Here is a 12,738-nt window from a genome sequence, read left to right as displayed (position 1 = left end):
GATAAAATTTGAAAAGCTATTTTCTCTTTTGTTTCTCTAATACTCGGATCAGAACGCTGATTTCACATTCTCTTTTTCTTACATCTTATCTGGTGCATGAAGTCCTAGCAAACGAAGGTCTTCTTTCAATAATACAGTCACTGCATAAACTAGAGCTAAGCGTGCTTCTTTTTGTTCATCATCAGCTAAAATCTTCGTATGAGCATAGTATTTGTTGAATGCTTGTGCTAATTTGATTGCATGTTTCGCAATCACTGACGGTTCGTATTTTTCCCCAGCAGACAAGACCGTTTCAGGGTATTTTTGAACTAATTTAACCACTTCCCAGCTGGTATCGTCATTCAATGCATAGTCTGCTGTTTCTGAAGGGACAAATCCTGCTTTTTCCAACAGGCTGACTGCACGAGCATGTGTATATTGCACATAAGGTCCAGTTTCTCCTTCAAATCGAACAACTTCTTCCAGGTTAAAGTCAAATGTATTCAGTCGATCGTTTTTCAAATCGTGGAAAATGACTGCCCCAACCCCAACTTGTTTAGCTACAGCATCTTTGTTTTCCAAATCAGGGTTTTTCTCGCTGATTTGTTCTTTAGCAGATTGGATTGCTTCATTTAATACTTCTTCTAATAAGACGATCTTTCCTTTACGAGTTGATAATTTTTTACCACCTTGCGTGATCAAACCAAATGGAATATGGCGCATATCGTCAGACCAGTCAAAGCCCATTTCCTTCAAGACAGCTTTCAACTGTTTAAAATGATAGCTTTGTTCATTCCCTACTACATATAGAGATTGTTTGAAGTCGTAAGTACGTTTACGGTACAATGCAGCAGCTAAGTCACGTGTAATGTATAGTGTCGCACCGTCTGACTTCTTAATCAACGCTGGATTCAGGTCATAAGCAGATAGGTCAACGATCTCTGCACCTTTATCCTCGTTCAGCAAATGTTTTTCTTCTAAAAGTTTGACGATTTCATCCATCTTGTCATTGTAGAAAGCTTCACCGTTCAACGAATCGAAACGTACTTCCAGCAGATCATAGATTTTATTGAATTCTTTCATCGATTCATCACGGAACCATTGCCATAATTGAATAGCCTCTTCATCGCCTTCTTCCAGACGTTTGAACCAAGCACGAGCTTCTTCATTTAATTCTGGTTCTGTTTCAGCTACTTCATGGAATTGGACATATAAACGAAGCAATTCATTGATTGGTTCTGCTTTAACAGCTTCTTCTGTACCCCATTTTTTGTAAGCGACGATCAGTTTTCCAAACTGTGTTCCCCAGTCACCTAAATGGTTGATGCGGATTGGCTGATAACCGATTTTTTCCATAATGAAACCGATCGAATTACCGATAACTGTCGAACGCAAATGTCCCATTGAGATTGGTTTGGCAATATTAGGAGAAGACATGTCGATTGGTACTGTTCCTTGATTCCCGATATTGCTATCCCCATAATGTTCTTTTTCTTTCACTACTGTTTGCAAAACTTTTTTGCTGATAAGTTCTTTATTCATGAAAAAGTTCAAGTAAGGTCCGACAACTTCGATTTTTTCAAAGTTGGCAGAATCGATTTTTTCTGCTAAATCTGCAGCGATTTGCTGTGGCGCTTTTCGGTAAACTTTTGCTAATGAAAAGGCTGGAAATGCAACATCTCCGTGTTCAGCTGATTTTGGATTTTCTAGTAATTGTTCGACTTGTTCCAGTGTTAAATCATCTTTGACAGCGTCATAGACAGCTTTTGCGACAAGATCTTTATTATTCATCTTTATTCCTCCTAAAGTGCTCCCTTGATTGTTAAACAAAAAAAATCTCTAGCGACGGCATACTTAGTATGCCATCACTAGAGACGAGATTTCCCGCGGTACCACTCCAATTGTCCTAAAAAAGGACCAGCTCCATCTGATATCGGTAGACGACCGTCTGTTTAAAACAGAATTCTCCAAGTGCGCTTCGTTGTATCTTCTTCATTCGGCTTCCACCACTTCCGAATTCGCTAGCCAAGAATGATACAAGTACTCTCTTGTTCAACAAATCTTAGTCTTATTAAACTTTCTTGAATTATATCAGAAAAAAAAACGAAAGGCTAGTCGTTTCTGATAAAAAAACAATCCAGATGGCCTAAAGGAGAAGAAATACCACCTGGATAGCTATAAATCATTTCGTAAATACGAAAGACTTAACAAATTAATCAGCTACGATAATCGTTCCTTCTTCAGAAGCTAAAAGATTCTCGATATTTTCTAAAGAAGTGATGATTGCCTTAGCGTTTGGTTTTGCTTCAACAAATGCAATAGCTGCCTCTACTTTCGGAAGCATGCTTCCTGGAGCAAATTGCTTTTCATCAATGTATTGTTTCATTTCTGAAACAGTAACAGTTTCTAATTTCTTTTGATCTGGTTTTTGGTAATTGACATACACATTGTCTACTCCTGTCAATACGATCAGCAAATCCGCATCGATGATTTCGGCTAATTTTTCTGAAGCAAAATCTTTATCGATTACGGCTTCTCGTCCTTCTAATCCAGTAGCTGTTTCTACAACAGGAATCCCACCGCCACCAACAGAGACTGTGATAACTCCTTGATCGACCAGCGTTTCGATGACACGTGCTTCTTTAATCGAGATGGGTTTAGGGGAAGCGACTACTTTTCTCCATCCACGTCCAGCATCTTCTTTGAATGTCACAGTGGAGTCAGCATTCATTTGTTCTTTGGCTTCTTCTTCCGTGTAGAATGGACCGACTGGTTTACTTGGATTTTTGAATGAAGGATCATTTTCATCCACAATAACTTGAGTGACTAAAGAAACCACATCTTTATCGATCCCTTTTTCCTTCAGTACTTCGCCCATGGCATTTTGTAACCAGTAACCGATAGATCCTTCTGTCATTGCAACACATGTATCTAAAGGCATTGCCGGTGTTTTCTCAGAATCAGCAGCTTGCTGCTGAATCAATAGGTTACCGACTTGCGGACCATTTCCGTGGGAGATGATCAATTCATCTCCTTGTTCGATAAATTTCACTAAATACTTTGCTGTTTCCATTAACGCTTCTTGTTGGGCTTTTGCACTTGCATCCGTAGACAAGATTGCATTACCCCCTAAAGCGACAACTACTTTTCGTTTGGCCATTTCATTCGTCCTTTCTTCAGTTCTACCGAATTTTCTAGATAACAAAACGAGCCAGCGTTTTGTGATTTTCCCTCAATGCTGACTCGTTTTTTCGTGAGATGAATGTGGTTATGCTTAAACGCGAGGGATAAACAAGTTACCTAATGTTGCTGCCATGATCGCTTTGATTGAGTGCATACGATTTTCTGCTTGGTCAAATTGACGAGCATATTTGCTGCGGAAGACTTCATCTGTTACTTCCATTTCAGTGATGCCAAAGCGTTCTTTCATTTGTTCACCGTAAACAGTGTTTGTATCATGGAAAGCTGGCAAGCAGTGCAAGAAGATCAAACGATCTGTGTTGTGTGTTTTTTCTACCATTTCCATATTGATTTGGTAAGGTTTCAACAATTTGATACGTTCTTCGAATTTATCTTCTTCACCCATTGATACCCATACATCAGAATAAAGGACGTCTGCTCCGTCTACACCTTTATCAACATCGTCGGTAATCATCAATTGTGCACCGGATTTTTCAGCAAAGCCTTCTGCCATTTTGACGATTTCTTCTTCAGGTTGTAATTCTTTTGGTGCAACGATACGCATATTCGCTCCTAAAATTGCACCTGTGACTAATAAAGAGTTAGCCATATTGTTTCGACCATCTCCGCAGTAAGCAACAGTGATACCTTCTACTGTTCCAAAGTTTTCTTGGATAGTTAAAAAGTCAGCGATCATTTGTGTTGGATGCCATTCATCAGTCAAGCCATTCCAAACTGGAACACCAGAGAATTCTGCTAGTTCCTCTACCATTTTTTGACTGAATCCACGGAATTCGATTCCATCAAACATACGACCTAGTACTTTAGCTGTATCTTCTGTGGATTCTTTTTTACCTAATTGGATATCATTTGCACCTAGATATTCAGGATGTGCACCTAGATCGATCGCTGCAGTAGTAAATGCAGAACGAGTACGTGTAGATGTTTTTTCAAATAAAAGCGCAATATTTTTTCCTTCTAGATAGTGATGTGGGATACCACGTTTTTTCAAGTCTTTCAAGTGTTCTGAAAAATCGATCAAATATTGTAATTCTTCTTTTGTAAAGTCTTTTTCTGCTAATAAGCTTCTTCCTTGGAATACTGATTCTTTCATATTAAACATTCTCCTTTAGATTGTTTTTATTTAAGATTAAAGAGGAAATCCCGACGGCAGCTGACAGTAAGACCGCCGTCAGGAAACAAATTACTTCAAGTCTTCACGGACAAGTGGTTGGCTCATGCAGCGTGGACCACCACGGCCTCGTGACAATTCACTTGAATTGATTTCTAACACTTTGATGCCATAGCTACGAAGCAATTCGTTCGATACATAATTTCGGTTATAAGTGACTACAACACCTGGAGCGATTGCCAATGTGTTTGATCCATCATTCCATTGTTCTCGAGGTGCAACGATCTCATCTCCATTACCAGTTGGGATCAGTACAAGATCATCTAATCCAAGAGCAGCTTTCATCGTTTCGTGTAAGTTATCTGAATGAGTAATCTTGATATCATCACCATCTGGTTCGATTGTAAAGACATCCATCTTACCGTCTTTACTTTGAATTGCTGGATGGATAGTGAATTTATCGTGATCTACCATTGTAAATACGGTATCCAAATGCATCATTGCACGGTTGTTTGGAATTTTGATTGCTAACACTTTTTCAAATCCTGAATTTTTTGCGAATAGGTGGCGTGCTAATTTTTCTAAAGCTTTCGCATTAGTTCGTTGAGAAATCCCAACAGCTACTACTTTATCGCTTAAGATCAATTCGTCTCCGCCTTCGATATGATCTGGATTTTCACGATCCAACCATACTTCGATTCCTTTATTTGCAAATCTTGGATGATGTTTCAAAATATATTCTGTAAACATCGATTCACGACGACGTGCTTCAAAAGTCATCTTATTGACTGTCATCCCATTTCCCATTGATGCGGAAGGGTCGCGTGTAAAGTACAAGTTTGGCATTGGGTCCATGTAAAATGGATAGTCATCGTCTGCTGACAGATCGTATAGACTGCTAGAACGTACTTCAATATCTTTTGTACGAACCCCAGCCATGATTTTATCTACCATTTCTTGCGTTTCCATTGATAGAAGGAACTCATGAAGACCCTCTCTTACAGCATTCGATGCAATATGAGATTCATCCAACATTTTATTCAAGAATTGTTCTTTGACATTGCCTGCGTCAATCGCTTCTGCCGCTAATTTTTCCAAGTAAAGAGTCTCGACGCCTTCATTTTGCAATGTCTTTGCAAAGTTGTCATGTTCTTCTTGAGCAATCGGAAGATATGGAATATCATCGAACAACAGACGATCCATAATATCTGGTGTCAAATTTTCCACTTCTTGTCCAGGCCTTTTCAGTAAAACTGTCTTTAATTTCCCTATTTCAGAGAAAACGTGAATAGGTTTATCCATGTTGTGTTGCCTCCTTCTTTTTGATTACATGTATAGGATATCCTCCTTTTGTAATCACTTTCATAATTTTGTCTCATTCAAAATGAGACATTCCTCACATTAATATTCGATAATTAAATAATTAAACGTTTTTCTATTTTTAAGCGTAATTTATTCATTTTTTATTCTGTATACACTTTCAAAAAAATATTTATTCATTGAAAAAATTTTTTTGAATAAATTAAAAAAATAAATTATATTAGCGTTGTTAGCGTTTACTATATGTATTATTGTTGTTTTTTATACACAAATCATTCGCTTCAAAACAAATTATTCAATACCATTGTATATTTTTTACATAATAACAAATTATATTTGTAAAGTATTAAAACTTGTTTCTAATGTTGGTATGTTAAAACTTTACAAATTCTTTAAAAAAAGTGACAATAAATATAGTGAACAATAAGGAGAGGACTTTTTAATGCGTGTTAATAAAATCGATTTTCACTTTTCAAAACTCAGATATCAACCTGATTTTGAACATTTCTCGGATGAAGAGTTCCAACAGATCAAGGAACATACTGTTCTTCGTTCTTATAAAAAAGGACAGATCCTTTTCGACGATGGTGATCCCAGACAACGGTTGTATATCTTGACCAAAGGACTCGTTCGTTTAGAACGTTATGATGAAAGTGCAACTTATTACTACTATGACTATGTGAATACAAATAACCTTTTTCCTATGTCAGGAATGTTTGGAGAAGAGACCTACACTTATACAGCTCAAGCGATGACTGATATTGAAACATTCTACCTTCCTGTTTCCTACTATGAAAAATTAGCACGAAAAAATCCCGAACAGTTGATCTATATGATACAAAAAATTTCTAAAGTAGTTGAAATACATGAATTGCGTATCCAAATCGGATTGACCTCTAGCGCCTTTGACCGGGTAAAACAAAATTTATTCATTTTGAAAGAAGAATTGGGCGTACCAACAAAAGATGGTCATATCACCATTCCTTATCCGATCACCTTAAAAGAATTAGCAGTGAATAGCGGCACGACACGTGAAACTGCTGGACAAGTAATCAAACAACTACGTGATTCCGGACTGTTAGATTATGACAAAAAGCGTTTTACTTTCTGTAAGACAGCTACTACTCCAGCTATGAGAGAATAACGCGAACAAAAATAAGCAGTGACCCTGATATTTATCAGGGTCACTGCTTATTTTCCTCCCTAAAACTTCTGAAAGATCCGGCAGTTTTAGATCACTGGGCAAGACTCAAAGATTTTCTATGTGTGTTTCAGTTATGTAATATTCACTGTTTGCAAAAAATACTGATAGATTAACTAGAGGAAGCGTCTTGTCCTCATCCGACCTAGATTATTCGATATTCCTCGACAATAAACGATTAATCAGTGAGGGCAATCAGAGGAACGGATAATGATGAATAAGCTGTAAAAAATAGGGCTTTGACAAAAGCGTGTCACAGCCCTTATTTCGATTAAACGGTGTGTACCTGTCAACTCTTCGGTCACAAGTCATAATGTTCATAAACATGAGGAGCTGTTTTTTGAAATTGTTCCTTGTGAATCAGAGTTAAACGACAGGCTTACGAACTCTTGATTAAACGGCGTTCAAAAGCTTGCATACGCGGTAATAAGAACAGCCAGGTCAAAAACATGAGAAGCCGTTTTTCCTGGGCTGTTCTTATTACTTGATGCAGGGCAGATTTTTCACAACCTCTTTATTCAGATAAAACCAAGCTTGGATCAGCATTCAACTGATAGCTAGCAAAATTTCTTTTTTGCATTTCCACATGTGCTGCTGCTCCAATCATTGCAGCATTATCTCCACAAAGTCGAAGAGGGGGAATCACTAGTTCTACCTCAGGGAGTTTAGTTGCCAAAGCATCCTGCAATCCTTCACGCAACCCTTGATTGGCCGCTACACCTCCAGCTACAATCAGTTGCTTGACTGGATAATTTTGACAAGCTCGAAGTGTTTTAGTAATCAATACATCGATCACACTTGCTTGAAAGCTAGCTGCTAAATCATTTTTGTCTAGATCTTCTCCACGCTGTTGTGCATTATGCACCAAATTGATAAATGCACTTTTTAATCCGCTAAAACTGAAATCATAATTATCTTCATGGATCATCGCTCGTGGAAAATGGTAATTATCTTTTCCCTGATGAGCTAGCTGATCGATTTCTTTTCCGCTTGGGTAAGAAAGACCTAATACTCTTCCAACTTTGTCATAAGCTTCTCCTGCTGCGTCATCTCTTGTCTCCCCAATGATTTCATATGATCCATCTTCTTGCATATAGACTAATTCTGTATGTCCTCCGCTAACAAGAAGTGCCATCAATGGAAACTGGAATGGTTTAACCAGACGGGCTGCATAGATATGCCCTGCCATATGGTTTACAGGAATAAGCGGCAATTGGTGTGCCCAAGCAAAAGCCTTAGCTGCAGAAATACCAATCAGTAACGAGCCGACAAGTCCTGGTCCATAAGTGACAGCGACTGCCGATAAATCTTCTGCCGACACACCAGCTTCTACCAGTGCATCTTCCAAGCATAAGGTGATTTGTTCTACGTGATGGCGGCTAGCTACTTCAGGAACTACGCCACCAAAACGTTTATGACTGTTTATTTGAGAAGCAACGATGTTAGATAAGATCTCTGTTCCATTTCTAACGACCGCTACACTCGTTTCATCACAACTTGATTCAATCGCCAGAATCAATTCTTCATTCATTTCATCGTCTCCGTTTTTAACTTTCTGCTCATAATGATCGCATCTTCCGTCGGATTGCGATAATATGATTTCCGTTTACCTAATATACGAAACTTTTCTGATTCATAAAGTTTTCTTGCTGCTTCATTAGATAGACGTACTTCTAAAAAAACATGCAGCGAATCTTTTATTTGTTCCGTAATCAGTAATTGTAACAAATGCCGTGCATGCCCTTTTCCTTGTTCTGAAACTGCAACAGCAATATTTGTGATCTCGACTTCATCTATTACTTTCGAGTATCCAATAAAGCCACAGATCTGGTTATCTTCAACTAAAAGCAGATAATCAGAGTGAGGCTGTTGGATGTCTGCCAAAAACTGCATTTTCGTCCAAGGTGAACCATGTGGATAAGCATTTTCGCTAATCATCCATACGCATTCTGCCAAGTACGCTTCATCAAAATCTTTTTTTCTGCAAATCAACTAATCTCACTCATTTTCTAAAAGTTTTATCATATCCAACGCATCTTCTTTTGTTTCAGTGTAATATCTTTTTTTGATCGTTGTTGCTTGAAAACCTAACTTCCGATAAAGTCTTTGTGCATCTTGATTACTCATACGCACTTCTAATGACATCGTCTCACAGCGATTCATTATAGCAAAGTTCTCGATTTCGTCAATAAGCAGCGAACCGATTCGTTTACGCTGATATGCCGGTCGAACGGCAATATTCGTGATATGGCAATCTAAACCGAACGCTCTTGAACCGATAAAACCAATCATTCTTCCATTATCAAAGATACCTAGATATAGATGAGGAAGCGGTGACTTCAATTCTGATATAAAGGCACTTTTTGTCCATGGCAATTCGCCATTATAGACTTCTCGTTCGACATCCAGCAGCTCTTTGATATCTTCTGTAGTCAATTCTCTTAGTACGTAACGACGATCGATTTGTTCGATTGTTTTTTCTGTATAAATCATTTTATCTTGAAAAAAGCTTCTGGCATACGCTCTAAATTTTTTCAACATAACTTTCGTCTCCAGGTGTGTGCGTCTCCAACCATTTTTCTTCTGCTTCTACCCGTTTTAAATAGCGAGGAAGAAAAGCTTGTTTCTCTGCAACTGGTTCAGCTAAAGCACCTAATTGAGCCACAGTTACACCACTTGGAATATCCCATGCTGGAACTGTATTAATCATCGCACTAGGCAATATTTCCTTTATTTCATAGAAGAATTTGTGACAATCACTCCCGACGAAATAAATAGCTTCATTCAGCTTTTGTAGTTGTGTGAACAAATCAGAAGCAGAAATATGTACATCTTCAAGTACAATTTCTAATCTATTTTCTTTCCAGCGGTATGCCCCAGCGTATACATTTTTTCTTCGAGCATCAAACATGGGCACAATAATTTTATCCACACCGATGCAATTAGCCGCGATGGTTTTCAGACTAGATACTCCTACTAGCTCTTTATCTAATGTATAAGCAATCGTTTTTGCTGTCGTTACACCTATACGAAGCCCTGTATAAGAACCGGGACCATCAGAAACCGCGATTCGGTCAATGTCTTTTGGACTTATTTGAAGATCTGCAAACAATTGGTCGATTGCAGGCATCAGTGTTACACTGTGGTTGCGTTTGATATTTGTTTGTATTTGTCCAAGAATTTGTTCGTCTTCTACCACACCGATCGCCAAAGTTTGGTTTGCAGTATCTATTCCTAATGTAATCATATATTTGATCCTTTCTGCTATGACATTCTCGCCTTCCATTGTAGCATACTTTTTTATTCTGAGGATGAAAATACCAAAGGCAAAACTAGTACAATGATACATGATTATCTGCTGGCGGGCAAATTTTGCCCCTTCCTGAAACACAAAAAAGCTGCGGTATCACTTCATTTCCCCACAGCTTTTCCATCTTTTATTTCGTTGATTCTCGAATAATCAACTCTGTTTCCACAATAATCTTTCTTGAAACCGGTGCTTTGGAATTACTTAATTGAAGAATCGTCTCCACTGCTAGCTCTCCCATCCATTCGGTATAAACTTTTACAGTAGAAAGAGAGGGCGTTACATATTTCGCTACACTGACATCATTGAAACCCATCACAGAAATATCTTCTGGTACCACTAAACCTTTTTCTTGAATCGCTTTCAGTGCGCCAATCGCTAATGCATCATTAGCTGCAAAAAGCGCATCAGGAACATGCGGATTCGTTTTTAAATACTGCTTCACTGCTTGATATCCTGACTCGACAGAAAAATCTGCTTCGATAATTGGACCTTCGTCGTAGCCTTTTTCTGCCAAAACTTGTTGAAATGCCATAATTCTGGGATCTTTTAGCCGCTGATGGTTTTTCTTCGTATATTCTGTTCCAGCAAGCATAGCGATATGTTGCGCTTTATGGGAGACAAAATGTTCAATGACTTTTTGAACACTTGACTTAAAGTCGACAACTAGAGAGTCGATTCCTTGAGAAGTGCCGTCAGAATCTACCAAAAGCAAGGCATTTTGGGATCCTTTCATTTCTAATAACTGAGCTTCGTCGAATTTTCCTAGTGCGATCGTTCCATCTGTCGGAAGATCACTAATGGAATCCCACGTTTCTTTCAATAAAGTAACGTTTGCTTCTTCTGCCTTTTTTTCGATTCCTAGACGAATAGATAAATAATAAAGATCTTCAAGCTCTTCCGTATCGTCGTACCACTGGATCAGGCGAAGCGTTTGCTTAGTATTTGCTGCATTTTTACGATGTTTCGTATAATTTAAGCGTTCTGCTGCTTCAAAAATTTTTTGCTTTGTGGCTAAGCCAACGGAAAGATCAGGATCATAGTTGAGAACTCTTGAAACAGTAGCAGGAGAAACTCCTGCCAACTGCGCAATGTCTTTAATTGTTGCCATTTGTCTCTCCTCCTTTTTTACGTTTATAAAATTGCAGTAAATCGTTCAAACGCTGCCTGTCCTTTTTCATCTCGCTTGAATACTCCAGCGTCTTCCAGTACACGTGCAAAAACCTGACCTACAGATTTTTGTACGACATCGGTGACCGTATCTTTCGTCAAATCAGGATGTTCTTTTTTTAATTGTTCTGCCCACGGACGATGATATTCAGCCATCTGGTTTTCTTCTCCTAATAAGAAATGCTCTACTTCTACTAGTTCTGGTTTCAAACGAGGTGGTAAAACAGCAAGCCCCATTACTTCGATTAACCCAATGTTCTCCTTTTTGATATGTTGGACATCTTTATGTGGATGAAAAATCCCATCAGGATGTTCTTCTGAAACATTGTTGTCTCGAAGGACAAGGTCCAACTCAAAGTAATTGTCCCTTCTTCGTGCAATTGGCGTAATCGTATGGTGTGGTGTACCATCTGCTGAAAAAGCTCTGATAGATACTGTTTCATCCGAATATGCTTTCCACTTTTCCAATACTGAGTTAGCTGCTTCAATCAGCAATTTTTTCTCTGTTGATTGCAAACGGATCACAGACATCGGCCATTTCACGACTCCTGCGATGACTTGCGGATAATCTGCTAGTTTGATAAGTTTTTCTATCGGTGCTTTTGCCATAGGAAATTCATGACGTCCTGCCTGATAATGATCATGAGAAAGAATCGATCCTCCAACAATCGGCAAGTCAGCATTCGAACCAACAAAGTAATGAGGCAAGACTTCAGTAATCCGAAGCAGTCTAGCAAATGTTTCCTTTGTGATTTTCATCGGGCGGTGTTGTTCTGATAAAATGATCGAATGTTCATTGTAATAAGCATAAGGAGAATATTGGAATCCCCAGCTTTCACCGTCTAGATTCATTCGAATAATCCGGTGATTGGTGCGGGCTGGATAGTTCAAGCGACCTCTATATCCTTCGTTTTCCATGCAAAGCATGCAGGTAGGATAGTCTACTTTTACCGCCTCGCGTTCTGCTGCGATTTGTTTTGGATCTTTTTCTGGCTTAGATAAATTGATTGTGATTTCCAGTTCACCATACTCCGACTCTGCCGGAAATTTGATGTTTTTTGCGATGGCTCTTGTTTTGATGTAGTCATTTTTCTTACTTAAATTAAAGAAATACTCAGTTGCTTCCTCTGGGCTTTTCGAATAGTGCTGTGCAAAGAATGCATTGACGACTGAAGGTGGCGGTGTGAGAAAATCCATTAATTGCGCTTCAAAAATCTCTTGTTCTGCTGGCAATTCTGAAAGAACACCATTTTCTCTTGCCTTAGCGACAAGCTGATCCAATAAGTCTACAGATTCTTCCTTAACTGGTCTTACTTCAATGCTTTCTAGAGCATCTTCTCCTACCATCCCTAAAAGACGATTCTGTAAATATAAGCGGTCCATTTCCATCCATCCGCCAGCTTCGATCGCAAGTGTGGCAAAATCACAAATCGTTTGACTGATTGACAT

General features: G+C 38.6%; 11 protein-coding genes and 1 other annotated feature. Of the genes, 1 reads left to right on the top strand and 10 read right to left on the bottom strand.

From position 1 onward, the window contains the following. Nucleotides 1-78 precede the first annotated feature (78 nt). From argS to arcA, 4 genes are all read right to left on the bottom strand, one after another. Nucleotides 79-1,770, bottom strand: coding sequence for an arginine--tRNA ligase (gene argS, locus PYW34_RS04670; protein WP_002293885.1), 1,692 nt, complete (start codon nt 1,768-1,770; stop codon nt 79-81). A 76-nt stretch (nt 1,771-1,846) separates the two neighbouring features. Continuing rightward, nucleotides 1,847-2,044: a binding site (T-box leader), on the bottom strand. 147 nt (nt 2,045-2,191) lie between these two features. Next, nucleotides 2,192-3,139 (bottom strand): carbamate kinase, encoded by a 948-nt coding sequence (gene arcC / locus PYW34_RS04665; protein WP_002288434.1) that lies wholly within the window; start codon nt 3,137-3,139, stop codon nt 2,192-2,194. A gap of 114 nt (nt 3,140-3,253) precedes the next feature. After that, nucleotides 3,254-4,273, bottom strand: coding sequence for an ornithine carbamoyltransferase (argF, locus tag PYW34_RS04660; protein ID WP_002288437.1), 1,020 nt, complete (start codon nt 4,271-4,273; stop codon nt 3,254-3,256). A 90-nt stretch (nt 4,274-4,363) separates the two neighbouring features. Continuing rightward, the gene (gene arcA / locus PYW34_RS04655) at nt 4,364-5,593 is read right to left on the bottom strand and encodes an arginine deiminase (protein WP_002288439.1); all 1,230 of its coding nucleotides are present in this window, start codon (nt 5,591-5,593) and stop codon (nt 4,364-4,366) included. Nucleotides 5,594-6,053: 460 nt separating this feature from the next. Between arcA and PYW34_RS04650 the strand changes: the two genes are divergently transcribed. Beyond that, nucleotides 6,054-6,755, top strand: coding sequence for a Crp/Fnr family transcriptional regulator (locus PYW34_RS04650; RefSeq protein WP_002288442.1), 702 nt, complete (start codon nt 6,054-6,056; stop codon nt 6,753-6,755). A gap of 571 nt (nt 6,756-7,326) precedes the next feature. Here the strand turns inward: PYW34_RS04650 and tsaD are convergent. From tsaD to galT, 6 genes are all read right to left on the bottom strand, one after another. After that, a complete protein-coding gene (tsaD, locus tag PYW34_RS04645) occupies nt 7,327-8,343 on the bottom strand; it encodes a tRNA (adenosine(37)-N6)-threonylcarbamoyltransferase complex transferase subunit TsaD (RefSeq protein WP_002293887.1) in 1,017 nt (338 codons plus the stop codon). Further along, a complete protein-coding gene (gene rimI / locus PYW34_RS04640; RefSeq protein WP_002293888.1) occupies nt 8,340-8,804 on the bottom strand; it encodes a ribosomal protein S18-alanine N-acetyltransferase in 465 nt (154 codons plus the stop codon). Before rimI (PYW34_RS04640) ends, tsaD begins: the two co-directional genes overlap by 4 nt. A gap of 6 nt (nt 8,805-8,810) precedes the next feature. Next, nucleotides 8,811-9,353 (bottom strand): ribosomal protein S18-alanine N-acetyltransferase, encoded by a 543-nt coding sequence (gene rimI, locus PYW34_RS04635; protein WP_002293890.1) that lies wholly within the window; start codon nt 9,351-9,353, stop codon nt 8,811-8,813. Then, on the bottom strand, nt 9,337-10,059 hold the full coding sequence (gene tsaB, locus PYW34_RS04630) for a tRNA (adenosine(37)-N6)-threonylcarbamoyltransferase complex dimerization subunit type 1 TsaB (protein ID WP_002326250.1): 723 nt from the start codon (nt 10,057-10,059) through the stop codon (nt 9,337-9,339). Before tsaB ends, rimI (PYW34_RS04635) begins: the two co-directional genes overlap by 17 nt. A gap of 190 nt (nt 10,060-10,249) precedes the next feature. Then, nucleotides 10,250-11,230 (bottom strand): LacI family DNA-binding transcriptional regulator, encoded by a 981-nt coding sequence (locus PYW34_RS04625; protein ID WP_002293893.1) that lies wholly within the window; start codon nt 11,228-11,230, stop codon nt 10,250-10,252. 23 nt (nt 11,231-11,253) lie between these two features. Next, on the bottom strand, nt 11,254-12,738 hold the full coding sequence (galT, locus tag PYW34_RS04620; protein ID WP_002293895.1) for a UDP-glucose--hexose-1-phosphate uridylyltransferase: 1,485 nt from the start codon (nt 12,736-12,738) through the stop codon (nt 11,254-11,256).

The organism is Enterococcus faecium (genome assembly GCF_029023785.1).
Lineage (GTDB): Bacteria > Bacillota > Bacilli > Lactobacillales > Enterococcaceae > Enterococcus_B > Enterococcus_B faecium.
This window is presented reverse-complemented; position numbering and strand designations above follow the sequence as displayed.

Bases quoted from the DNA above. Each gene is read 5' to 3' on its own strand.
- tsaB (WP_002326250.1), bottom strand. From the start codon at position 10,059: ATGATTACATTAGGAATAGATACTGCAAACCAAACTTTGGCGATCGGT.
- argS (WP_002293885.1), bottom strand. From the start codon at position 1,770: ATGAATAATAAAGATCTTGTCGCAAAAGCTGTCTATGACGCTGTCAAA.
- rimI (WP_002293890.1), bottom strand. From the start codon at position 9,353: ATGTTGAAAAAATTTAGAGCGTATGCCAGAAGCTTTTTTCAAGATAAA.
- arcC (WP_002288434.1), bottom strand. From the start codon at position 3,139: ATGGCCAAACGAAAAGTAGTTGTCGCTTTAGGGGGTAATGCAATCTTG.
- galT (WP_002293895.1), bottom strand. From the start codon at position 12,738: ATGTCAATCAGTCAAACGATTTGTGATTTTGCCACACTTGCGATCGAA.
- PYW34_RS04650 (WP_002288442.1), top strand. From the start codon at position 6,054: ATGCGTGTTAATAAAATCGATTTTCACTTTTCAAAACTCAGATATCAA.
- arcA (WP_002288439.1), bottom strand. From the start codon at position 5,593: ATGGATAAACCTATTCACGTTTTCTCTGAAATAGGGAAATTAAAGACA.
- PYW34_RS04625 (WP_002293893.1), bottom strand. From the start codon at position 11,230: ATGGCAACAATTAAAGACATTGCGCAGTTGGCAGGAGTTTCTCCTGCT.
- tsaD (WP_002293887.1), bottom strand. From the start codon at position 8,343: ATGAATGAAGAATTGATTCTGGCGATTGAATCAAGTTGTGATGAAACG.
- argF (WP_002288437.1), bottom strand. From the start codon at position 4,273: ATGAAAGAATCAGTATTCCAAGGAAGAAGCTTATTAGCAGAAAAAGAC.